Raw genomic sequence first — 21,374 nt, forward strand, 5'->3', positions numbered from 1 at the left:
CACTGCGTCCTAGAAAGCGAGACATCCATGTTCCGAACCATCCTGATCGCCAACCGGGGCGAAATCGCCTGCCGGATCATAGATACCTGCGCGCGGCTGGGGGTGAAGACGGTCGCGGTCTATTCCGACGCGGATCGGGAAGCGCGCCATGTGGCCATGGCCGACCGGGCGGTCCATATCGGCGGCTCGGCGCCCGCTGACAGCTACCTGCGCGGTGATGCGATCGTGGCGGCGGCGCTGGCGACGGGCGCGCAGGCGATCCACCCGGGCTACGGATTTCTGAGCGAGAACCCGGATTTCGTCGAAGCGGTCGAGGCCGCGGGCCTGGTCTTCATCGGCCCGTCGGCCGCGGCCATGCGCAAGATGGGATTGAAGGACGCCGCAAAGGGGCTGATGGCCGAGGCGGGCGTCCCGGTCGTGCCGGGCTACCACGGGACCGACCAATCCGGCGACACGCTCGCCGCCGAGGCCGATTGCATCGGCTATCCGGTGCTCATCAAGGCCGTCGCGGGCGGCGGCGGCAAGGGGATGCGGCTGGTCGAGAGCGCCGGGGATTTCGCCGACGCCCTGGCATCGGCCCGGTCCGAGGCGCGCACTTCTTTCGGCAACGATGCCGTCCTGGTCGAGAAGTTCGTCGCCAATCCCCGCCATATCGAGATCCAGGTCTTCGGCGACGGCCATGGCGCGGTGCATCTGTTCGAACGCGACTGCTCGCTTCAGCGCCGCCACCAGAAGGTCGTCGAGGAAGCACCCGCACCGGGCATGTCCGATGCGCTGCGCGCCGAGATGGGCGCGGCCGCCGTCCGCGCGGCCACCGCAATCGGCTACGCGGGCGCAGGCACGGTCGAGTTCATCGTCGATGGCGGCAACGTGGACGGCGACGGGCGGATGAAGACCGGCGGATTCTACTTCATGGAAATGAACACGCGCCTGCAGGTCGAGCATCCGGTGACCGAGGCCGTGACCGGCGTGGACCTGGTCGAATGGCAGCTGCGCGTGGCCGCGGGCGAGGGTTTGCCCATGGCGCAAGAGGCGCTGAGCATCACTGGTTACGCGGTCGAGGTGCGGCTTTACGCCGAAGACGTGCCCTCGGGCTTCCTGCCCGCCACCGGGCGACTCGCCGCGCTTTGCTGGCCCGATGGCCTGCGGGTCGAGACGGGCGTGCGCACAGGCGATGTCGTGTCGCCCCATTACGACCCCATGATCACCAAGCTCATCGCCCATGCCGACTGCCGCGATGGCGCGTTGCGCACGCTCGCGGGCGGGCTGGAACGGCTGGTGATCGACGGTCCGGCCACGAACAAGGCGTTTCTGCAGGCCTTGCTGGATCACGAGGGCTTTGTCGCGGGCCGGGTCGATACCGGGCTGATCGGGCGCGATCTGGACGCGCTGGTCGCGGTTGCGCCGCCGCCGGATACGGTGGTCGGCCTTGCGGCGCTGGCGGCGCTGGGTCTCGACCGGCCCGGCGACGCGCTGCAGGGGTTCGCGCTGTGGTCCAGGTGGGGTCAGGCCGTCGCAATGCGGCTGGGAGAGCGCGCGTTTACCGCGCGGGTGCAATGCGAAGGCGGCACGCAGCGGCGCATCTTGCTGGACGGCGCCGAGCTCGACGCGCAGTGGCGAGGGGGCGCCTGGTGGATCGACGGGCTGAAGATGCCGCCGGTCCATCACCTGCCGGGCCGCGTGATCGTGCCACAGGGGCCGGGATACGCGTTCGACATCGTCGATCCGCTTGCCCGCGACGTGGCCGCCGGTCCGGGCGCGGATGTGGTGATCGCGCCGATGCCGGGGCTTGTGCAGGCCGTGCACGTGGACGTGGGCGAGCGGGTCGAGGCGGGCCGGGCGCTGGCTGTGCTCGAGGCCATGAAGATGGAGCATGTCCTGCGCGCGGGGCGTGACGGGACGGTGGCCGAGGTGCTGGTTTCGCCCGGATCGCAGGTCAGCGCGGGGGACGGGCTGATCCGCCTGGCCGACAGCGATGCGCCGTGATCCGGGGTGGGGGCGCCTTGCGCCGGGGTAAATGAAGAAGCGGGGAAGGGGGTCGGATGCGTGTCAATCGTGCATCCGGCGCCGGTTTCCAGCGCGGCAAACTGCCTGTCACGGGCGCGTGCGGCGCTTTGAATGGTCGATCCGCCATCGCTCTGATATGGCCTGCCCTGAGATAGCGCAGGACATGCCATGATCACTCTGCACCATTGCCATCAGACACGATCGATGCGGACGCTCTGGCTGCTGCACGAGCTCGACGTGGACTTTCAGCTGCGGGTGCGCCCTTTCGATATGTCGCTTCGCGATCCCGAATACCTGTCGATCAATCCGTCGGGCCGCGTGCCGGCCCTTCACCTGGATGGCGAGGTCATCTGGGAATCGGGGGCCATCACCGAAGTGCTGTGCGAACGCTTCGCCGATCGGGGGCTGGGCCGCCCGCCCGGCGATATCGACCGGCCCGATTTCCTGATATGGCTGCATTTCGCCGAAACCATCAGCCAGCACGCCGCCGCGCTTACCCAGCAGCACGTGGTGCTGTTCGACGACGCCATGCGCTCGCCGGTGGTGATGAAGCTGGAAGCGAAGCGGCTGGAGAAGTGCTATGCCGCGATCGAAGCGCGCCTGTCGACCCCGGTGGAGAACCGCGATTACCTGCTGACAAGCGGCTTCTCGGCCGCCGATATCTCGGTCGGGCAGGCGGTGTATATGGCGCGGCACTTCGCCCGGCTGGACGGCTTCCCGGAAGTCGCGCGATGGTACGACCAGATCACCGAGCGCGAGACGTTCCAGAAGGCGCTGCCGCCCCCGGGGGCCGAACTGCTGTACCGGCAGGATTTCTACGAGGCGTGGAAGTCCTAGACACGGTGCAGGGATGCCGCACTCGCCGTCTTTGTCCGCGATCGCGGTTCGGGGGCGAGGGGGCCGTGCGTGCGCTTCCAAACCAGGTCGATGCCGGTCCTTTGGAAGCGTTCGGAAGCGCGCCTGCGCCCATCTGACCCGCCGCTTGCCGTTGACCCTGCGCAGGCTCGGGTCTAAGTCCAATAGAACAATCGTGGACCGCCGGACGGGCGGAACCGAAGACATGAAGGATCCCACGCGCATGGATGTCATCCTCTCTCGTGAATATCTGCCGATCATGATCCTGCTGGGCTTGGCGATCGGGCTGGGCCTGATCCTGATCCTGGCGGCCGCCATCCTGGCCGTCAGCGACCCGAACCCCGAGAAAATCAGCGCGTATGAATGCGGCTTCAACGCCTTCGACGACGCGCGGATGAAATTCGACGTGCGCTTCTACCTGGTGTCGATCCTGTTCATCATCTTCGACCTGGAGATCGCGTTCCTGTTCCCCTGGGCGGTCAGTTTCAACGTCATGACCGACGCCGCGTTCTGGTCGATGATGGTCTTCCTGACGGTGCTGACCGTCGGATTTGCATACGAATGGAAGAAAGGGGCGCTGGAATGGGAATAGCGACCGGAGCCAACACCGCGGGCGTGGATCTTGATCACGCCACGCAGGAACTGAACAACGAACTGACGGACAAGGGATTTCTGCTGACCTCGTCCGAGGACATCATCAACTGGGCGCGCACCGGATCGCTGCACTGGATGACCTTCGGGCTGGCCTGCTGCGCGGTCGAAATGATGCACACGTCCATGCCGCGCTACGACGCCGAACGCTTCGGCATCGCCCCGCGCGCATCCCCGCGCCAGTCCGACGTGATGATCGTCGCGGGCACCCTGACCAACAAGATGGCGCCCGCGCTTCGCAAGGTCTATGACCAGATGCCCGCGCCGCGCTACGTGATCTCGATGGGAAGCTGCGCCAATGGCGGCGGCTACTACCACTACAGCTACAGCGTCGTGCGCGGCTGCGACCGGATCGTGCCCGTGGATATCTACGTGCCCGGCTGCCCGCCGACGGCCGAAGCGCTGCTTTATGGCATCCTGCAATTGCAGCGCAAGATCCGGCGCACCGGCACCATCACCCGTTAAGGAGCGTCCAACATGGCTGAATCGCTGCACGAACTCGGCGAACATCTGAAGACGGCGCGCTCGGACTGTGTCCTGGGCTACGACGTGGCGTTCGGCGAGCTGACGGTGAACGTCGCGCTGTCGTCCCTTGTGTCGATGGTCGAGTTCCTGAAGACCGACCGCAACTGCCAGTTCACCACGCTGATCGACATCACGGCCGTGGACCACCCGGCGCGCGAGGCGCGCTTCGACTTGGTGTACCACTTCCTGTCGATGTACCAGAACCACCGCATCCGCCTGAAGGCCGAGGTGCGCGAGGACGAGATGGCACCGTCGATCACCGCCGTCCATCCCAGTGCCAACTGGTTCGAGCGCGAGATCTTCGACATGTTCGGGGTGCTTTTCTCGGGTCACCCGGACCTGCGACGCCTGCTGACCGATTACGGCTTTCGCGGGCACCCCCTGCGCAAGGATTTCCCGACCACGGGGTACACCGAAGTGCGGTATGACGAGGTCACGAAGCGCGTGATATACGAGCCCGTGTCGTTGGTGCAGGAATACCGCCAGTTCGACTTCATGAGCCCCTGGGAAGGGGCCGACTACGTGTTGCCGGGCGACGAGAAGACGAAAGCGCAGGGCTGACCCGATGGCACCGGTTCTGATGTTCTGCGTGGGGGCGACCAAGGCGGGGACCAGCTGGCTTCACGAGCAGCTTGCGGCCCATCCGGACTGCCACCTGCGCAGCATCAAGGAATTGCATTTCTTCGACACGATGGACGAGGATCGCCGCACGAAGGAGATCGCGCAGGTCACGAGGTCGCGCGACGACCTGATCGCGCGGCGCGGCAAGGTCTCGGCGGACCGGTGGGGAAGTTTCGACACGCGCATCGCCGACCGTGATGACTGGATCGCGACGCTGCGGGACGGCGGATCCGATGCGTATCTGGACTACCTTCGGGACGGGCAGGGCAAGGCCAAGGTGATCGGCGACGTGACGCCCGCCTACGCGCTTATGCCGGTCGAGCGGTTGGCGCAGATGGCGCGACTTCTGCCGGATACCCGCTTCGTGTACCTGCTGCGCGACCCCGTTGCCCGGCTCTGGAGCCACGTTCGCATGATCGCCAAGCGCCGCGCGGCGCCCGATCCGGCCACGCCCGACCGGGCCGCGCGCATCCTCAAGCGGACGTTCCGCGGCGACGAGACCGAGATCGCCATTCGCGGCGACTACGCGGGCGCGCTGCGGCGGCTCGACGCGGCGGTGGATCCCAAGCGTCTGCTGGTGATGTTCTACGAAGAGCTGTTCGGCGGCGATGGTCTGACACGGCTCTGCGCCTTCCTTGGCATCGCGCCGCGCAAGGGCGACACGGGCACCCGCGTGCACGCCGGCACACCCATGAAGATGACGGACGAGCAGCGCGACATGGCGCGCACGTGGCTCGCTCCGCAATACGATTGTATCCGCGACCGGTTCGGGACACTTCCCGACGCTTGGTCCGCAAATATGGTGAGGGTCTGACCCATGATGGATGGCACGAAGTTTGACGACGCCCTGACGGGCGAACAGAAGATCCGCAATTTCAACATCAACTTTGGCCCGCAACACCCTGCGGCGCATGGTGTTTTGCGTCTGGTCCTCGAGCTGGACGGCGAGATCGTGGAGCGGTGCGACCCGCATATCGGCCTTCTGCATCGCGGCACCGAAAAGCTGATGGAAAGCCGCACCTACCTGCAAAACCTGCCCTATCTGGACCGTCTGGACTACGTGGCGCCGATGAACCAGGAGCACGCCTGGTGCCTTGCCATCGAGCGGCTGACCGGTACCGAAGTGCCGCGCCGCGCGTCGCTGATCCGAGTGCTGTATTCGGAAATCGGCCGGATCCTGAGCCACCTGCTGAACGTCACGACGCAGGCGATGGATGTGGGCGCGCTGACCCCGCCGCTGTGGGGTTTCGAGGAGCGCGAGAAGCTGATGGTGTTCTATGAGCGGGCCTGCGGCGCGCGCCTTCACGCCGCCTATTTCCGCCCCGGCGGCGTCCACCAGGACCTGCCGCCGCAGCTGATCGAAGACATCGACGCCTGGTGCGACCCGTTCCTGAAGGTGCTGGACGATATCGACGGTCTGCTGACCGAAAACCGCATCTTCAAGCAGCGCAATGCCGATATCGGCGTCGTGAACGAGCAGGAAATCCAGGACTGGGGCTTTTCGGGCGTGATGGTGCGCGGCTCGGGGCTAGCGTGGGATCTGCGCCGCGCGCAGTCCTATGAATGCTACGACGAATTCGATTTCCAGATCCCCATCGGCAAGAACGGTGATTGCTACGACCGCTACCTGGTCCGAATGGCCGAGATGCGCGAATCGATCAAGATCATCCGCCAGGCCTGCGAAAAACTGCGCAACGAGCCGGGCGACGTCATGGCGCGCGGCAAGATGGCCCCGCCCACGCGTGGCGACATGAAGACGTCGATGGAAGCGCTGATCCACCATTTCAAGCTTTACACCGAAGGCTTCCACGTCCCTGCGGGCGAGACCTATGCCTGCGTCGAGGCGCCGAAGGGCGAGTTCGGCGTGTACCTGGTGGCCGACGGCACCAACAAGCCCTACCGCGCCAAGCTGCGTGCTCCGGGCTACCTGCACCTGCAGGCGATGGACCACATGGCGAAGGGACACCAGCTGGCGGACGTTGCCGCCATCATCGGCACGCTTGACGTGGTGTTCGGAGAAATCGACCGGTGAGACCAGCCCTTGTCCTGATCCTGTGCGCGCTGCCGGTCCCGGTCTTGGCCGAGCAGACCGAAGTGGCGCTTTACACGGTGCTGGCGCGGCAGGGCTGCAGTGTCGGCCCGCACGAGGTCGCCGACACTTTCGCACCCGAAGGATTCACGCCGGAATTCGTGCGCGACACTCTGACGGGCCTGCTGATCGACGGCACCGCGACCGAAGACGCGGTCGGCCGTCTCAGCGTGCCGCCCTCTCTCTGCCCGCCCGACACGGCGGCCGCGACGCCGAAACAGCAGTTCCTGGGCGAATTCGCCGCAAACGACTGCGCGTTGCATGCCAGCGATCTCGATGCGGTGATGGGCCGCCTGGGCCTGAGCCGCGCCCAGTTGCAGGCCATCGCGACGCCGCTTTACGACGCGGGCGCGATCGAGGTCCGTGGCCGCCGGGCGACCTTGTCAGACACGCTTTGCGGCGCCGCCGCGACCAATTGAGCCGATAGGATAACCGATGCTACGCCGTCTTCATCCCGACCAGCCCGACAGCTTTGCCTTCACGCCCGCCAACCTGGAGTGGGCCGAGGCGCAGATGACCAAGTATCCCGAAGGCCGCCAGGCCAGCGCGGTGATACCGCTTCTGTGGCGCGCGCAGGAGCAGGAAGGTTGGCTAAGCCGCCCGGCCATCGAGGAAGTGGGCCGGATGCTGGACATGGCCTATATCCGGGTGCTGGAGGTGGCGACGTTCTACTTCATGTTCCAGCTGCAACCCGTTGGAAGCGTTGCGCATATCCAGGTCTGCGGCACCACGTCCTGCATGATCTGCGGCGCCGAGGACCTGATCGCGGTCTGCAAGAACAAGATCGCGCCGCGGGCGCACCAGCTTAGCGACGACGGCAAGTTCTCGTGGGAAGAGGTCGAATGCCTGGGCGCCTGCGCCAACGCGCCCATGGCCCAGATCGGCAAGGACTACTACGAGGATCTGACGGCCGACAATTTCGCCGCGCTCATCGACCGCATGGCGGCGGGCGAGGTGCCGACGCCGGGGTCGCAACAGGGCCGTTTCGCGTCCGAGCCTGCGCCGGGGCTGACGTCGCTGGGTGGGGACGCCGATCACGACAGCAATGCCAGCGTGACGCTGGCCACCGAGCTCGGCGATACGATCAAGCGGATTGACGGGACCGAAGTGCCCCTACTGACGCCATGGCGCGACACGGTGCAGGCCGGTGCGACGCAACCGCCCGAAAGCCGCGACGACCTTCTGGGCCCCAAAGGCGGCATTGACAGCCCCACGCCGGGCGCCAAGCCCGCGGCGAATACGCCCGTCACCGACAAGAGCTTGACCAAGCAGGAAACCGACGAGGTCAACAAGGCGCGCCCGGAGGAGGGTAGCGTCATCGACGCCCCCGAAAAGGCCGATCGCAACATCCACGAAGCAGGCGCAACGGCAACCGCCATGGGCAGCGCGCGCGAGCGCACGGGCGCGGGCACCGGCCCCCTGGATGCCGACGCGTCCGCCGACAACGACGCCGCCGCGAACGTGGCCGAGGGCGACGAAACCCGGCCCGCCGCGCTGGACGGCCCGCGCGAGGGGCAAGCCGACGACCTCAAGGACATCAAGGGTGTCGGGCCCAAGCTGGAAGCGCTTCTGCACGAGATGGGCTTTTACCATTTCGACCAGATCGCGAGCTGGACTCCGCGCGAAATCGCCTGGGTCGATCGCAACCTGGAAGGCTTCAAGGGCCGTGTCCTGCGCGACGATTGGGTTGGTCAAGCCCGCATTTTGGCGCGGGATGGGGAGACAGACCCGACTTCGCGCGCTAAATAATCTTCCAGGGGGTCGAAAAATGGCCCGTTTGGACAGGGATTAGGTGATTATGACCAAGCAAACTCAGGGTTCGATGGTAATTGTCGGCGCGATCGCCGGCGCGATCGGCTTCGTCGCGGCCGTGGCGCTGTCGGTTCTGGGCGGCTTCAATCTGTCGCCCGCAATCTTCCTGGCGGTCCTCGTCGCGGCCGTCGCCGCAGTGTTCTTGTTCCTTGGGTTCCACAAGGGCGCGGACACCGGCAGCCCCGACGCGGACAGCCTGCGTCCCAGCGCGGACGGCAAGCTTGGCGATCGCACGGTGCCCGCCGGAAGCGCGGGGGTCGAGCCCGGATCGGCCGGGGTCGAGCCGGGCAGCGCAGGCAAGGTCAAGACGGGCACGCTTTTGGAGGGCGAGCAGGAATTGGCGGCCCGCAAGGGATCCTGGCGCTACGAACCCGCGGGCGACAAGGCCGGAGAGGTCGCCAACGTCGAGAACGCCAACGCCACCGACAACAGCAAGCTTCCGGGCGCTGAAACCTCATCCGACAGCGGATCGGTGCAGGCGGAAGCGACCGGTGCCGCATCGACTGGCACGGCGAAGGCGATGGCCGACGATGTGGACCCGCGCGATGTGGGCACCGCGCCCGCCCGCCTGGACGGGCCCCGGGACGGCACCGCGGACGATCTGAAGAAGATCAAGGGCGTCGGCCCCAAGATGGAAGAAATGCTGCACGGCATGGGCTTTTATCACTACAACCAGATCGCAAGCTGGAATGACCAGGAAGTCGCCTGGGTCGATGCCAACCTCGAGGGCTTCAAGGGCCGCGTGACCCGCGACGACTGGGTGCCGCAAGCGAAGGTCCTAGCCGAGGGCGGCGAGACGGAATTCTCGAAGAAAGCCGATCACTCGTGACGGGACGCGCGATATTTGGGCGCATCGACGCGCCCCTGAAATTGCGCCATGGCTAGCGACGACAACCGCCTCGCCACGGCGAAACAGGCCCGCAATGTCGGGCTGGTCATGGCGGTGACCATGGTGCTCTGGATGGGCGCGCAGTTCTTTGGCGGCCGCCTGGGCCTGCCCGCACGCTTCGTGTTCCTGTTCGACCTGGCCGCGCTGGCCGCGTTCTTCTGGGCGCTGGTCGTGACCTACCAGATCTGGCGCAAACGCCAGGACGAGACGAAATAGGTGCCAAGGCCGGAACGGGCCTGCACCGCAAAAGCCTGAGGAAGACCCACATGCTGGACGACAAGGACCGCATCTTCACCAACATCTACGGCCGCAAGGACCGCAGCCTTGCCGGGGCGAAAGCGCGCGGCCACTGGGACGGCACGGCCGACCTCATCAAGAAGGGCCGCGACTGGATCGTGTCCGAGATGAAGGATAGCGGCCTGCGCGGGCGGGGCGGTGCGGGCTTCCCGACGGGGCTCAAATGGTCGTTCATGCCCAAGGAATCCGACGGGCGCCCGTCCTACCTGGTGGTCAACGCGGACGAATCCGAGCCGGGCACCTGCAAGGATCGCGAGATCATGCGCCACGATCCGCACACGCTGATCGAAGGCTGCCTGATCGCCAGCTTCGCCATGAACGCCCATGCCTGCTACATCTACATCCGCGGCGAATACATCCGCGAGCGCGAGGCGCTGCAGGCCGCCATCGACGCGGCCTACGACGACGGGCTGCTGGGCAAGAACGCCGCCGGATCGGGATGGGATTTCGACCTCTACCTGGTCCATGGCGCGGGCGCCTACATCTGCGGCGAAGAAACGGCGCTGCTGGAAAGCCTTGAGGGCAAGAAGGGCATGCCGCGCATGAAGCCGCCCTTCCCGGCGGGCGCGGGCCTTTACGGCTGCCCGACCACTGTGAACAACGTCGAATCCATCGCGGTCGTGCCGACGATCCTGCGGCGCGGGGCATCGTGGTTTTCCAGCTTCGGGCGCGAGAACAACAAGGGCACGAAGCTCTTCGCGATCTCGGGGCACGTGAACAACCCCTGCGTCGTCGAAGAGGCCATGTCGATCACGTTCGAGGAGCTGATCGAGAAGCATTGCGGCGGCATCCGGGGCGGGTGGTCGAATCTTAAGGCGGTGATTCCCGGTGGATCGTCCGTGCCCTGCCTGCCCGGCAAGATCATGCACGAGGACGCCATCATGGATTTCGACTGGCTGCGCGAGCAGAAGTCGGGCCTGGGCACCGCGGCGGTGATCGTGATGGATCAGAGCACAGACATCATCAAGGCGATCTGGCGGCTCAGCGCGTTCTATAAGCACGAAAGCTGCGGTCAGTGCACGCCCTGCCGCGAGGGCACGGGCTGGATGATGCGGGTCATGGACCGGCTGGTCCGGGGCGACGCGGATCCGGCCGAGATCGACATGCTGCTGGACGTGACCAAGCAGGTCGAAGGCCACACGATCTGTGCGCTCGGTGACGCCGCGGCCTGGCCGATCCAGGGCCTGATCCGCCATTTCCGCGACGAGATCGAGGATCGCATCGCGCATAAGCGCAAGCCCGTCGCCGCCGAATAGGGTCGCCCGCGGTCGGCTTCCTGTCGTTGGGCTTTCCTGCGCGGTAGATCCCGGCGCAGGCTGCCTTGAGACGCGATCCGCATAGATGGCGGCGCGTCTTTCACCCCGGACAGCAAGAAGTCCCGCACGCCCAAAAGATTGCGAAATCCGCCAGCGCGGGGTATCGGCATGGGTGGGCGGACGCTTGCGCGACGAAAGGGTCGATGATTTGAAAAGATTTTTCCCGGTGATGATCTGTCTCGGAGTCCTGACCGGCTGCGGTGCGTTGCCCGGCGTCGGCCTGTTCTCGCGCGCGGTGCCGGAAGAACCCCTGCCGTTTCGCGCCCAGATTTCGACCACACGCGGCAGCCCGGCGTTCACCGTCACCACCGTGACCAACGGCGCGCCGCTATCGCAATGGCGCGAGTCGGCGCGCTACCAGGGCACGCGGTTCTGCATGCGCCGCTACGGCTCGTCCGAGATTACCTGGGATACCAGCGGCGGCCCGGATGACTGGGTGGTTCGGCCCCTCGATGCACGCACGGCGCTGGTCCGCGGACGCTGCGATCCGCGATAACGTCGCCGTGATGCCCTTGATGCGAGGCACCCTGACCGTTTAATCGGTCCTTAGCTGATTTGTGCGGACATATTGGCACACGCTTTTGGAGTGAAAGATGTCTCTTTCGAAGATGCTACCCTTGGCCATGCTGGCATCGGTGCTGTCTCAGCCCGTTTTCGCCCAGCAGGTTCCGCTGGAAAAGAACCAGACCGTGCGCGACGGCTTCTACGCCATCGGTCTTGCCGACGAGATTCGCAAGAATTGCCCCCAGATATCGCCCCGTTTGGTCCGCGCCTATGCTATGCTGAAGGGACTCGAGAAATACGCCCGCGACAATGGCTATACCGAAGCGGACGTGAAGGCGCTCGAGGATAACGACGCCGCCAAGGACGCGTTGCGCGCGGAAGTCCGCGCCGAGCTTGCGTCTCGTGGGGCGACGGCTGGGAACGCGTCGGGCTATTGCAAGGTCGGGCGCGAGGAAATCGCCCGTGGCACAGCTGCGGGTCGCTTGCTGAAAGGAAGCTGATGCGACGCATTCTCGCTGCAATGACACTGGGCTGCCTGCTGGGTCTTCCAGCGGGCGCGCAGGACCGTCGGGTCGACGCCCATCCGCCCGGATACGTGCCCACGACCGTTCCCGCGACCTGGGAGCTGGTCATCGGCCGCAAGGAACTGTTCGAGTTGCGCGACGGGTTCGACCTGTACGTGTACCCGAACATCGTCACCGAAGCCGAAGCGCGCGCGATCTTCGCGGCCAGTGCCGGGCAGTACTGCGTGAACACCTTCAATTCGAAGCGGGTCAAGCTGACCAAGACGGTGCGCCACAGCGATCGTCGGCTCGATGCGTGGCGGTTTCGCGGCGTCTGCGACTGACGGCAGCCGCGACAAATGCGCAAACCGCGCGATTGCGCGGTTTTACCTTCGGCCAAATAGCGTTACATGATTGCGCAAGCGGCGCGCACGACCCCGCGCGCCCGGACCCCATGGAGACCAAGGGCCATGAGCGATCTGCGCAAAATCATCATCGACGACCACCAAATCGAGGTCGATCCCGCCATGACGCTGATCCAGGCGTGCGAACAGGCCGGGATCGAGATCCCACGCTTCTGCTACCACGAACGGCTGTCCATCGCTGGCAATTGCCGCATGTGCCTGGTCGAAGTGGTGGGCGGGCCGCCCAAGCCCGCCGCGTCCTGCGCGATGCAGGTCCGCGACTTGCGCCCGGGCCCCGAAGGCGCACCGCCGCAGGTCAAGACCAACAGCCCCATGGTCAAGAAGGCCCGCGAGGGCGTGATGGAGTTCCTGCTGATCAACCATCCGCTGGACTGCCCGATCTGCGACCAAGGTGGCGAATGCGACCTGCAGGACCAGGCCATGGCTTACGGTGTGGATTTCAGCCGCTACCGCGAGCCCAAGCGCGCCGTGACGAACATGGACCTGGGCCCGCTGGTGGGCACGCACATGACGCGTTGCATTTCCTGCACCCGCTGCGTGCGCTTCATCACCGAGGTCGCCGGCATGCCCGAGCTGGGCCAGACCGGGCGCGGTGAGGATGCGGAAATCACGTCCTATCTGGGCGCGACGCTCGATTCGAACATGCAGGGCAACATCGTGGACCTTTGCCCCGTGGGCGCGCTAACCTCGAAGCCCTATGCTTTCACCGCCCGCCCGTGGGAGCTGACGAAGACCGAAACCATCGACGTGATGGATGCGCTCGGGTCCAACATCCGCGTGGATACAAAGGGCCGCGAAGTGATGCGGATCCTGCCGCGCAACAATGACGGCATCAACGAGGAATGGCTGGCCGACCGCTCGCGCTACGTCTGGGACGGTCTGCGCCGCCAGCGGCTGGACAAGCCCTATATCCGCGAGAACGGCAAGCTGCGCCCGGCCACCTGGCCCGAGGCCCTGAGCGCCGCCGCCGAAGGACTGCGGGGCAAGAAGGTGGCCGGTCTGGTGGGCGATCTGGCCCCCACGGAAGCGATTTTCGCGCTGAAGCAACTGATCGAAGGGCAGGGCGGCCGGGTGGAATGCCGCCTGGACGGTGCCAAGTTGCCCGCGGGCAACCGCGCGGCCTATGTGGGCACCGCGGCGATCGAGGATATCGACACCGCCAAAGCCATCATGCTGATCGGCACCGATCCCCGCGTCGAGGCGCCGGTGCTCAACAGCCGCATCCGCAAGGCCTGGTTGAAGGGCGCGGATGTGGGTGTCGTTGGGCAAGCCGTCGATCTGACCTACGAATACGCGCATCTGGGCGACGGCCCGCAGGCGTTGGACGACCTGATCGGGCGCGACCATTCCGAGGTTCGCGACAAGCCCAGCATCGTGATCGTCGGCCAGGCGGCGCTGCGCCGCGACGACGGGGCCGCCGTTCTGGCCGCCGCGCAGGCGCTGGCCGAAAGCACCGGATCGGGCCTGCTGGTCCTGCACACCGCCGCGTCCCGCGTGGGCGCGATGGATGTGGGTGCCGTGACCGATGGCGGCGTGGATTCCGCGCTGGACGGGGTCGATACCGTTTATGCGCTGGGTGCCGACGAGATGGACATCCCCAAGGGGCCATTCGTGATCTACCAGGGCAGCCACGGCGACCGGGGCGCGCACCGCGCCGACGTGATCCTGCCGACCGCCGCCTGGACCGAGGAACAGGGCCTCTTCGTCAATACTGAAGGCCGACCGCAACTGGCCCTGCGCGCCAGCTTCGCGCCCGGCGAGGCCAAGGAAAACTGGGCCGTGCTGCGCGCGCTGTCGGCGATGATCGACTCGCAACTGCCCTACGACTCGCTGGGGCAGCTGCGCCGCGCGATGGTCGAGGCGGTGCCGCATCTGGGCCTGGTCGACGACATCGCCGAGAATGAAGGCGACGCGCTGGACAGGGGCGACCTGGGATCCGAGCCCTTCGGACGCGCACTGGACGATCACTATCTCAACAATCCGGTTACGCGGGCCAGCCAGCTCATGGCGGAACTCAGCGCGGGCGCGAAGGCGCGTCATCAGACGGCCCTGGCGGCCGAGTAGGCCGGGATGCGGGGTGTCGCGGTCTTGGCGGTTTTGGCGGTGGCAGGGTGCGATCCCTCGGTGAACGACGCGCCGGATATCCCCGAGGTCACGCGCGTGATCCCGCCCGACGGCGCGGTCTATGAAGGGGTGCAGACCCGGCTGCTGGAAAACGACTTGGTGAACTTCCTGGTGGAAATGCGTGGCGCCCGCGCGCCTGCCGACGTGGACGCCTATGCGCGCTGCGCGGCGGCGCAATATGCCTTGATCCGGGGCTATGGGTTTGCACGCCATATCCGGACGAATGTGAATGAGAAGGGTGGCATTTGGCGCGGAGATGCGGTTTACACGGTGTCGCCCGCGTTGCCGCGCGGCAGCCGAAATCTCGACGCCGAAGTCGTCGTGGCGACCTGCCGACAGGACGGGATCCCCACGGTATGACAAAGACGGAGCAACACGCGCATGTCTGAATTTCTGACGACACCCGGTGGAATCGTCCTGATCGTCGCCGCCCAGGCCGGTCTGGTCGTGACCTTCGTGATGGTCAGCCTGCTGTTCCTGGTCTACGGCGACCGTAAGGTTTGGGCCGCGGTCCAGATGCGCCGTGGCCCCAACGTGGTCGGCATCTTCGGCCTGTTGCAGACCGTGGCCGACGCGCTGAAATACGTGCTGAAGGAAATCGTCATCCCGGCGGGCGCCGACCGCACGGTGTTCCTGCTGGCGCCGCTCATGTCCTTCGTGCTGGCGATGCTGGCCTGGGCCGTGATCCCGTTCAACGAAACCTGGGTGCTGGCCGACATCAACGTGGCCGTGCTGTTCATCTTCGCGATCTCGTCGCTCGAGGTGTACGGCGTTATCATGGGCGGCTGGGCGTCGAACTCGAAATACCCGTTCCTGGGCTCGCTTCGGTCGGCCGCGCAGATGATTTCCTACGAGGTGTCGCTGGGCCTGATTATCATCGGCGTCATCATCACCACCGGGTCGCTGAATTTCGGTGACATCGTGCGCGCGCAAGACGGCAGCTACGGCCTGTTCAGCTGGTACTGGCTGCCGCATTTCCCGATGGTGTTCCTGTTCTTCATCTCGTGCCTGGCGGAAACTAACCGCCCGCCCTTCGACCTGCCCGAAGCCGAATCGGAACTGGTCGCGGGCTACCAGGTCGAATATTCATCCACGCCGTTCCTGCTGTTCATGGCGGGCGAATACATCGCGATCTTCCTGCTTTGCGCGGTCACGTCGCTGCTGTTCTTCGGCGGCTGGCTGTCGCCCATTCCGTTCCTGCCCGACGGCGCGTTCTGGATGGTCCTGAAGATGGCGTTCTTCTTCTTCCTGTTCGCCATGGTGAAGGCCGTGGTGCCCCGCTATCGCTATGACCAGCTCATGCGGCTGGGCTGGAAGGTATTCCTGCCGTTTTCGCTGGCCTGGGTGGTCTTCGTCTCCTTTGCCGCACATTTCGAATGGTTCGGCGGCGCCTATGCCCGCTGGGCCGTGGGAGGTTAATACATGAGCAACTTCGACTACGCCCGCGCCGGTCGCTACTGGCTGCTGTTCGACATGTTCAAAGGTCTGGGGCTGGGGTTCAAATACTTCTTCGCGCCCAAGGCCACGCTGAACTATCCCCACGAAAAAGGGCCGATCAGCCCGCGCTTCCGGGGGGAGCATGCCCTGCGCCGCTATCCCAACGGCGAAGAACGCTGCATCGCGTGCAAGCTGTGTGAAGCGGTATGCCCCGCGCAGGCCATCACCATCGACGCCGAGCCGCGTGAGGACGGCAGCCGCCGCACCACGCGCTACGACATCGATATGACCAAGTGCATCTATTGCGGATTCTGCCAGGAAGCCTGCCCGGTGGATGCCATCGTGGAAGGCCCGAATTTCGAGTTCTCGACCGAGACCCGCGAAGAGCTGTACTACGACAAGGCCAAGCTGCTGGAAAACGGCGACCGGTGGGAAGCCGAGATTGCGCGCAACCTGGAAATCGACACGCCGTATCGCTAGGCGGTGCCGCAAAGGACACCTGAGGACAGATCATGACCCCAGCCGATTTCGCCTTCTACCTGTTCGCCATCGCCGTCGTGGCGGCGGGGCTGTTCACCGTGATTGCGCGCAATCCGGTGCATTCGGTGCTGTGGCTGATCCTGGCCTTCCTGTCCTCGGCGGGTCTGTTCGTGCTGCTGGGCGCGGAATTCGTCGCCATGTTGCTGATCATCGTCTATGTGGGCGCCGTCGCGGTGTTGTTCCTGTTCGTCGTGATGATGCTGGACGTGGATTTCGCCGAGCTGAAGGCCGAGATGGCCAAGTACATGCCGCTGGCCCTGCTGATCGGGGTGGTGATCCTGATGCAGCTGGGCATCGCCCTTGGTGTCTGGCAGGTGTCGCCCCTGGCCGAACAGAACCTGGCCGCCCGGCCGCAGGACTTCTCGAACGCCGCCAATACCAACCTTCTGGGCCAGCTGATCTACGACGACTACCTGCTGTTGTTCCAGCTGGCGGGCCTGATCCTGCTGGTCGCCATGGTCGGTGCCATCGTGCTGACCTTGCGCCACCGCACCGACGTGAAGCGCCAGGACATCGTCGCCCAGATCATGCGCGACCCGGCCAAGGCGATGGAACTGAAGGACGTGAAACCGGGGCAGGGGCTTTAGACCATGTCGAACACCACCATCATCGTCGTCATCGTGGCCGTCATCATCCTTCTGGGTGGCGGTTTCGCGTTCCTCTGACATCAAAGGGCCCGCGCCATGATCGGACTTGAGCACTACCTGACCGTCGCCGCCGCGCTGTTCGTCATCGGCATTTTCGGCCTGTTCCTGAACCGCAAGAACGTCATCATCATCCTGATGAGCATCGAGCTGATGCTGCTGGCGGTGAACATCAACCTAGTGGCGTTCTCGGCGCATCTGGGCGACCTGGTGGGCCAGGTCTTCACGCTGTTCGTGCTGACCGTGGCGGCGGCCGAGGCCGCGATCGGCCTGGCGATCCTGGTGTGCTTCTTCCGCAACCGGGGCACCATCGACGTCGAAGACGTCAACGTGATGAAGGGCTGACGCGACATGGCAACGATCATCCTGTTCGCGCCGCTGATCGGCGCGCTGATCTGCGGCTTCGGCTGGCGGATCATCGGTGAAAAGCCCGCCCAATGGGTGTCCACGGGCCTGCTGTTTCTGGCCGCGTTCCTGTCGTGGATCGTGTTCCTGACCCATGACGGCACCACCCAGCAGATCCCGATCCTGCGCTGGATCGAAAGCGGCACCCTGGCCACCGACTGGGCGATCCGGCTGGACCGGCTGACGGCGATCATGCTGATCGTCATCACCACAGTGTCGGCCTTGGTGCACCTCTATTCCTTTGGCTACATGGCCCACGACGAGAACTTCAAGGAAGGCGAAAGCTACCGCCCCCGGTTCTTCGCGTACCTGTCGTTCTTCACCTTCGCCATGCTGATGCTGGTGACCGCCGACAACCTGATCCAGATGTTCTTCGGCTGGGAAGGCGTGGGCGTCGCGTCCTATCTTCTGATCGGTTTCTACTACCGCAAGCCGAGTGCCAATGCCGCCGCGATCAAGGCATTCGTCGTGAACCGGGTGGGCGATTTCGGCTTCGCGCTGGGGATCTTCGCGCTGTTCTTCATGGTCGACAGCGTGAACTTGGACGACATCTTCGCTGCCGGGCCGCAGCTGGCCGAGACGCAGCTGACCTTCCTGTGGCGCGACTGGACCGCGTCCGAGGTCATCGCCGTGCTGCTGTTCATCGGCGCCATGGGCAAATCGGCCCAGCTGTTCCTGCACACCTGGCTGCCCGACGCGATGGAAGGTCCGACGCCTGTGTCGGCCCTGATCCACGCGGCGACCATGGTGACCGCCGGCGTTTTCCTGGTCTGCCGCATGTCGCCGATCATGGAATACGCCCCAAGTGCGACCGCCTTCGTGACGGTGATCGGTGCGTCGACCGCGTTCTTCGCCGCTACCGTGGGTCTCGTTCAGAACGACATCAAGCGCGTCATCGCCTATTCGACCTGTTCGCAGCTGGGCTATATGTTCGTGGCCGCAGGCGTGGGCGTCTATTCGGTCGCGATGTTCCACCTGTTCACCCACGCCTTCTTCAAGGCGATGCTTTTCCTGGGCGCGGGGTCGGTGATCCACGGGATGCACCACGAGCAGGACATGCGGAACTATGGCGGGCTGAAGGACAAGCTGCCCTACACGTTCCTCGCCATGCTGATCGGCACGCTGGCCATCACCGGCGTCGGCATCCCGCTGACCCATATCGGCTTCGCGGGCTTCCTGTCCAAGGACGCCGTGATCGAATCCGCCTTCGGCGCGCAGTCGCAGCCGGGCATGTACGCTTTCTGGCTGCTGGTGCTCGCGGCGGCCATGACCAGCTTCTACAGCTGGCGGTTGATGTTTCTGACCTTCTGGGGCGATCCGCGCGGCGACAAGCACACCCATGAACACGCGCACGAATCGCCCATGGTGATGCTGGCGCCGCTGGGCGTGCTGGCGCTCGGGTCGGTGCTGGCGGGCATGATCTGGTACGGGTCGTTCTTCGGGGACCACGCGCAGGTGAACCGCTTCTTCGGCATCCCCGAGCATTCCGAGGCAGCCGAGGACCATGGCGAAGAGGGTGCGTCAGCGACCGAAGAGCAAGCCGCCAGCGGCTCCGAGACCGCCGCCGGTTCGACGGACGACGCGGGCGAAGGCGTCGGCGAAGCGGTCGAGGAGCTGGCCCAGGGCGACGTGACCGAGGCCGTGGACGACGCCACCGAGCCGACCGAGGATTCCCACGCGGCCGACGCCACCCATGGCGAGGTCATGGCGGGCGGCTGGGAAGCAGGCGCCATCTACATGGCTCCCGAAAATCACGTGATGGACGATGCCCACCACGCCCCGACCTGGGTCAAGGTCAGCCCGTTCTTCGCCATGCTGCTGGGGCTTGGACTGTCGTGGCTGATGTATATCCGCCGTCCCGACTTGCCGGGTCGCCTGGCCGAAAGCCAGCCGTTCCTCTACCAGTTCCTGCTGAACAAGTGGTATTTCGACGAGATCTACGACGCCGTCTTCGTGAGGCCCGCAAAGAAGATCGGCCGTTTCCTGTGGACGCGCGGCGACGGCGCGGTGATCGACGGCGGCATCAACGGCGTGGCCATGGGGCTGATCCCGTTGCTGACCCGCTATGCAGGCCGGGCGCAGTCGGGGTATCTGTTCCACTACGCCTTCGCCATGGTGCTGGGCATCGCCCTGCTGATCACCTGGATGACGCTTGGCGGAGGGGCCGAATAAATGGACAACCTGCTCTCCATCATCTGCTTCGTGCCGACGCTGGCCGCCGGGATCCTGGCGCTGTTCCTGCGCGGCGACGACGCGGCGGCGCAGAAGAACGCCAAGTGGCTGGCGCTGATCGCCACGTCCGTCAGCTTCCTTCTGTCGCTGTTCGTTCTGGCGGGCTTCCAGCCCGGCGCGGGCTTCCAGTTCGTCGAGGAAGGCGAATGGATCCTGGGCCTGACCTACAAGATGGGCGTCGACGGGATCAGCGTGCTGTTCGTTCTGCTGACCACGTTCCTGATGCCGATCGTGATCCTGTCGTGCTGGGACGTGACCACCCGCGTGAAGGAATACATGATCGCGTTCCTGTTGCTGGAAACGCTGATGCTGGGCGTGTTCATGGCGCTGGACATGGTCCTGTTCTACCTGTTCTTCGAGGCCGGACTGATCCCGATGTTCCTGATCATCGGCATCTGGGGCGGCAAGGAACGTATCTATGCCGCGTTCAAGTTCTTCCTTTATACCTTCCTGGGCTCGGTGCTGATGCTGGTGGCGATGATCGCCATGTACAGCGATGCGGGCACCACCGACATCCCGACGCTGCTGGAGCACGAGTTCAGCTACGGCACCATCAGCGTCATGGGATTCCAGGTCGTGGGCGGCCTGCAGACGATGCTTTGGCTCGCCTTCTTCGCGAGCTTTGCCGTGAAGATGCCCATGTGGCCGGTCCATACCTGGCTGCCCGACGCCCACGTGCAGGCGCCCACGGCCGGGTCGGTCGTTCTGGCCGCGATCCTGCTGAAGCTGGGCGGCTACGGCTTCATTCGTTTTTCCCTGCCCATGTTTCCCGTCGCGTCCGAGCTTCTGGCCCCCTTCGTGCTGTGGATCAGCGCCATTGCCATCGTCTATACCTCGCTGGTGGCGCTGGCGCAGACCGACATGAAGAAGCTGATCGCCTATTCGTCGGTCGCGCATATGGGATATGTCACCGCGGGTATCTTCAGCGCCAACCAGCAGGGGCTGGACGGGGCGATCTTCCAGATGATCAGCCACGGATTCATCTCGGGCGCGTTGTTCCTTTGCGTGGGCGTCATCTACGACCGGATGCATACGCGCGAGATCGACGCCTACGGTGGGCTCGTGAACCGGATGCCTGCCTACGCGCTGATCTTCATGCTGTTCACCATGGCCAATGTGGGTCTGCCGGGCACGTCGGGCTTCGTGGGCGAATTCCTGACCCTCATGGGCATGTTCCAGACCAACACCTGGGTCGCCGCCGTGGCCACCACCGGTGTGATCCTCAGCGCCGCCTACGCGCTTTGGCTCTATCGCCGGGTCGTCATGGGCGCGCTGATCAAGGAAAGCCTGAAGACCATCCAGGACCTGACCCCGCGCGAAAAGTGGATCTTTGCCCCGCTGGTGGCGATGACGCTGCTGCTGGGTGTCTATCCCGCGCCGGTGCTTGACCGGATCGGACCCGCGGTGGCCGATCTTCTGACCAATTACGACGACGCGGTGGCGGCGGCCGATCTGGGCCAGCCCGCGGACACCGAAGTCGCCGAAGCACAATAGGGAT

Annotated in this window: 23 protein-coding genes; all 23 read left to right on the forward strand. The window is 65.2% G+C overall.

Annotation, left to right across the window (positions count from 1 at the left end):
* Positions 1-27 precede the first annotated feature (27 nt).
* The 23 genes from ILP92_RS12245 to ILP92_RS12355 all read left to right on the forward strand — a co-directional run bounded on the left by ILP92_RS12245 (position 28) and on the right by ILP92_RS12355 (position 21,370).
* Positions 28-1,986, forward strand: coding sequence for an acetyl/propionyl/methylcrotonyl-CoA carboxylase subunit alpha (locus ILP92_RS12245; RefSeq protein WP_198916679.1), 1,959 nt, complete (start codon positions 28-30; stop codon positions 1,984-1,986).
* A gap of 189 nt (positions 1,987-2,175) precedes the next feature.
* Positions 2,176-2,844: a glutathione S-transferase family protein gene (locus tag ILP92_RS12250; RefSeq protein WP_198916680.1), complete on the forward strand. Its 669-nt coding sequence runs from the start codon at positions 2,176-2,178 to the stop codon at positions 2,842-2,844.
* A 241-nt stretch (positions 2,845-3,085) separates the two neighbouring features.
* Positions 3,086-3,454 (forward strand): NADH-quinone oxidoreductase subunit A, encoded by a 369-nt coding sequence (gene ndhC, locus ILP92_RS12255; RefSeq protein WP_198916750.1) that lies wholly within the window; start codon positions 3,086-3,088, stop codon positions 3,452-3,454.
* Positions 3,445-3,978: a NuoB/complex I 20 kDa subunit family protein gene (locus ILP92_RS12260; RefSeq protein ID WP_198916681.1), complete on the forward strand. Its 534-nt coding sequence runs from the start codon at positions 3,445-3,447 to the stop codon at positions 3,976-3,978. Before ndhC ends, ILP92_RS12260 begins: the two co-directional genes overlap by 10 nt.
* A 12-nt stretch (positions 3,979-3,990) precedes the next feature.
* Complete coding sequence (locus ILP92_RS12265) at positions 3,991-4,599, forward strand: NADH-quinone oxidoreductase subunit C (protein ID WP_198916682.1); 609 nt, start codon at positions 3,991-3,993, stop codon at positions 4,597-4,599.
* A gap of 4 nt (positions 4,600-4,603) precedes the next feature.
* Positions 4,604-5,473, forward strand: coding sequence for a sulfotransferase family protein (locus ILP92_RS12270; protein WP_198916683.1), 870 nt, complete (start codon positions 4,604-4,606; stop codon positions 5,471-5,473).
* A 6-nt stretch (positions 5,474-5,479) separates the two neighbouring features.
* Positions 5,480-6,691 (forward strand): NADH-quinone oxidoreductase subunit D, encoded by a 1,212-nt coding sequence (locus ILP92_RS12275; protein ID WP_198916751.1) that lies wholly within the window; start codon positions 5,480-5,482, stop codon positions 6,689-6,691.
* A complete protein-coding gene (locus tag ILP92_RS12280; protein WP_198916684.1) occupies positions 6,688-7,167 on the forward strand; it encodes a hypothetical protein in 480 nt (159 codons plus the stop codon). Before ILP92_RS12275 ends, ILP92_RS12280 begins: the two co-directional genes overlap by 4 nt.
* A gap of 16 nt (positions 7,168-7,183) precedes the next feature.
* Positions 7,184-8,497, forward strand: coding sequence for an NADH-quinone oxidoreductase subunit E (locus ILP92_RS12285; RefSeq protein WP_198916685.1), 1,314 nt, complete (start codon positions 7,184-7,186; stop codon positions 8,495-8,497).
* A gap of 49 nt (positions 8,498-8,546) precedes the next feature.
* Entirely contained in the window at positions 8,547-9,389 is an 843-nt protein-coding gene (locus ILP92_RS12290; protein ID WP_198916686.1) for a helix-hairpin-helix domain-containing protein, read from the forward strand.
* A gap of 48 nt (positions 9,390-9,437) precedes the next feature.
* Positions 9,438-9,665 carry a DUF5337 domain-containing protein gene (locus tag ILP92_RS12295; RefSeq protein WP_198916687.1) on the forward strand — a complete coding sequence of 76 codons (228 nt, stop codon included), beginning with the start codon at positions 9,438-9,440 and terminating at the stop codon, positions 9,663-9,665.
* A 50-nt stretch (positions 9,666-9,715) separates the two neighbouring features.
* Positions 9,716-11,002 carry an NADH-quinone oxidoreductase subunit NuoF gene (nuoF, locus tag ILP92_RS12300; RefSeq protein ID WP_198916688.1) on the forward strand — a complete coding sequence of 429 codons (1,287 nt, stop codon included), beginning with the start codon at positions 9,716-9,718 and terminating at the stop codon, positions 11,000-11,002.
* Positions 11,003-11,231: 229 nt separating this feature from the next.
* Positions 11,232-11,558: a hypothetical protein gene (locus ILP92_RS12305; protein WP_198916689.1), complete on the forward strand. Its 327-nt coding sequence runs from the start codon at positions 11,232-11,234 to the stop codon at positions 11,556-11,558.
* Positions 11,559-11,655: 97 nt separating this feature from the next.
* A complete protein-coding gene (locus ILP92_RS12310) occupies positions 11,656-12,066 on the forward strand; it encodes a DUF5333 domain-containing protein (RefSeq protein WP_198916690.1) in 411 nt (136 codons plus the stop codon).
* Positions 12,066-12,413 carry a hypothetical protein gene (locus ILP92_RS12315; RefSeq protein WP_198916691.1) on the forward strand — a complete coding sequence of 116 codons (348 nt, stop codon included), beginning with the start codon at positions 12,066-12,068 and terminating at the stop codon, positions 12,411-12,413. Before ILP92_RS12310 ends, ILP92_RS12315 begins: the two co-directional genes overlap by 1 nt.
* 126 nt (positions 12,414-12,539) lie before the next feature.
* Positions 12,540-14,558: an NADH-quinone oxidoreductase subunit NuoG gene (gene nuoG, locus ILP92_RS12320; protein WP_198916692.1), complete on the forward strand. Its 2,019-nt coding sequence runs from the start codon at positions 12,540-12,542 to the stop codon at positions 14,556-14,558.
* 6 nt (positions 14,559-14,564) lie between these two features.
* The gene (locus ILP92_RS12325) at positions 14,565-14,978 is read left to right on the forward strand and encodes a YNQ4 family lipoprotein (RefSeq protein WP_198916693.1); all 414 of its coding nucleotides are present in this window, start codon (positions 14,565-14,567) and stop codon (positions 14,976-14,978) included.
* Between the two features lie 21 nt (positions 14,979-14,999).
* The gene (nuoH, locus tag ILP92_RS12330) at positions 15,000-16,037 is read left to right on the forward strand and encodes an NADH-quinone oxidoreductase subunit NuoH (protein WP_198916694.1); all 1,038 of its coding nucleotides are present in this window, start codon (positions 15,000-15,002) and stop codon (positions 16,035-16,037) included.
* A 3-nt stretch (positions 16,038-16,040) separates the two neighbouring features.
* Positions 16,041-16,535: an NADH-quinone oxidoreductase subunit NuoI gene (gene nuoI, locus ILP92_RS12335; RefSeq protein WP_198916695.1), complete on the forward strand. Its 495-nt coding sequence runs from the start codon at positions 16,041-16,043 to the stop codon at positions 16,533-16,535.
* Between the two features lie 32 nt (positions 16,536-16,567).
* Entirely contained in the window at positions 16,568-17,182 is a 615-nt protein-coding gene (locus tag ILP92_RS12340) for an NADH-quinone oxidoreductase subunit J (RefSeq protein ID WP_198916696.1), read from the forward strand.
* A gap of 96 nt (positions 17,183-17,278) precedes the next feature.
* Positions 17,279-17,584: an NADH-quinone oxidoreductase subunit NuoK gene (gene nuoK / locus ILP92_RS12345; RefSeq protein ID WP_198916697.1), complete on the forward strand. Its 306-nt coding sequence runs from the start codon at positions 17,279-17,281 to the stop codon at positions 17,582-17,584.
* Positions 17,585-17,590: 6 nt separating this feature from the next.
* Entirely contained in the window at positions 17,591-19,816 is a 2,226-nt protein-coding gene (gene nuoL, locus ILP92_RS12350; protein ID WP_198916698.1) for an NADH-quinone oxidoreductase subunit L, read from the forward strand.
* Positions 19,817-21,370 carry an NADH-quinone oxidoreductase subunit M gene (locus ILP92_RS12355; protein WP_198916699.1) on the forward strand — a complete coding sequence of 518 codons (1,554 nt, stop codon included), beginning with the start codon at positions 19,817-19,819 and terminating at the stop codon, positions 21,368-21,370.
* Positions 21,371-21,374 lie beyond the last annotated feature (4 nt).

Origin of the sequence: Palleronia pontilimi, from assembly GCF_016412875.1 — a bacterium.
In the GTDB taxonomy this organism is placed as follows: domain Bacteria; phylum Pseudomonadota; class Alphaproteobacteria; order Rhodobacterales; family Rhodobacteraceae; genus Palleronia; species Palleronia pontilimi.

Bases quoted from the DNA above. Each gene is read 5' to 3' on its own strand.
- ILP92_RS12275 (WP_198916751.1), top strand. From the start codon at position 5,480: ATGGATGGCACGAAGTTTGACGACGCCCTGACGGGCGAACAGAAGATC.
- ILP92_RS12310 (WP_198916690.1), top strand. From the start codon at position 11,656: ATGTCTCTTTCGAAGATGCTACCCTTGGCCATGCTGGCATCGGTGCTG.
- nuoH (WP_198916694.1), top strand. From the start codon at position 15,000: ATGTCTGAATTTCTGACGACACCCGGTGGAATCGTCCTGATCGTCGCC.
- ILP92_RS12305 (WP_198916689.1), top strand. From the start codon at position 11,232: ATGATCTGTCTCGGAGTCCTGACCGGCTGCGGTGCGTTGCCCGGCGTC.
- ILP92_RS12270 (WP_198916683.1), top strand. From the start codon at position 4,604: ATGGCACCGGTTCTGATGTTCTGCGTGGGGGCGACCAAGGCGGGGACC.
- ILP92_RS12260 (WP_198916681.1), top strand. From the start codon at position 3,445: ATGGGAATAGCGACCGGAGCCAACACCGCGGGCGTGGATCTTGATCAC.
- ILP92_RS12245 (WP_198916679.1), top strand. From the start codon at position 28: ATGTTCCGAACCATCCTGATCGCCAACCGGGGCGAAATCGCCTGCCGG.
- nuoL (WP_198916698.1), top strand. From the start codon at position 17,591: ATGGCAACGATCATCCTGTTCGCGCCGCTGATCGGCGCGCTGATCTGC.
- ndhC (WP_198916750.1), top strand. From the start codon at position 3,086: ATGGATGTCATCCTCTCTCGTGAATATCTGCCGATCATGATCCTGCTG.
- ILP92_RS12290 (WP_198916686.1), top strand. From the start codon at position 8,547: ATGACCAAGCAAACTCAGGGTTCGATGGTAATTGTCGGCGCGATCGCC.
- nuoI (WP_198916695.1), top strand. From the start codon at position 16,041: ATGAGCAACTTCGACTACGCCCGCGCCGGTCGCTACTGGCTGCTGTTC.
- nuoK (WP_198916697.1), top strand. From the start codon at position 17,279: ATGATCGGACTTGAGCACTACCTGACCGTCGCCGCCGCGCTGTTCGTC.
- nuoG (WP_198916692.1), top strand. From the start codon at position 12,540: ATGAGCGATCTGCGCAAAATCATCATCGACGACCACCAAATCGAGGTC.
- ILP92_RS12250 (WP_198916680.1), top strand. From the start codon at position 2,176: ATGATCACTCTGCACCATTGCCATCAGACACGATCGATGCGGACGCTC.
- ILP92_RS12355 (WP_198916699.1), top strand. From the start codon at position 19,817: ATGGACAACCTGCTCTCCATCATCTGCTTCGTGCCGACGCTGGCCGCC.
- ILP92_RS12340 (WP_198916696.1), top strand. From the start codon at position 16,568: ATGACCCCAGCCGATTTCGCCTTCTACCTGTTCGCCATCGCCGTCGTG.
- nuoF (WP_198916688.1), top strand. From the start codon at position 9,716: ATGCTGGACGACAAGGACCGCATCTTCACCAACATCTACGGCCGCAAG.
- ILP92_RS12295 (WP_198916687.1), top strand. From the start codon at position 9,438: ATGGCTAGCGACGACAACCGCCTCGCCACGGCGAAACAGGCCCGCAAT.
- ILP92_RS12315 (WP_198916691.1), top strand. From the start codon at position 12,066: ATGCGACGCATTCTCGCTGCAATGACACTGGGCTGCCTGCTGGGTCTT.
- ILP92_RS12285 (WP_198916685.1), top strand. From the start codon at position 7,184: ATGCTACGCCGTCTTCATCCCGACCAGCCCGACAGCTTTGCCTTCACG.
- ILP92_RS12325 (WP_198916693.1), top strand. From the start codon at position 14,565: ATGCGGGGTGTCGCGGTCTTGGCGGTTTTGGCGGTGGCAGGGTGCGAT.
- ILP92_RS12265 (WP_198916682.1), top strand. From the start codon at position 3,991: ATGGCTGAATCGCTGCACGAACTCGGCGAACATCTGAAGACGGCGCGC.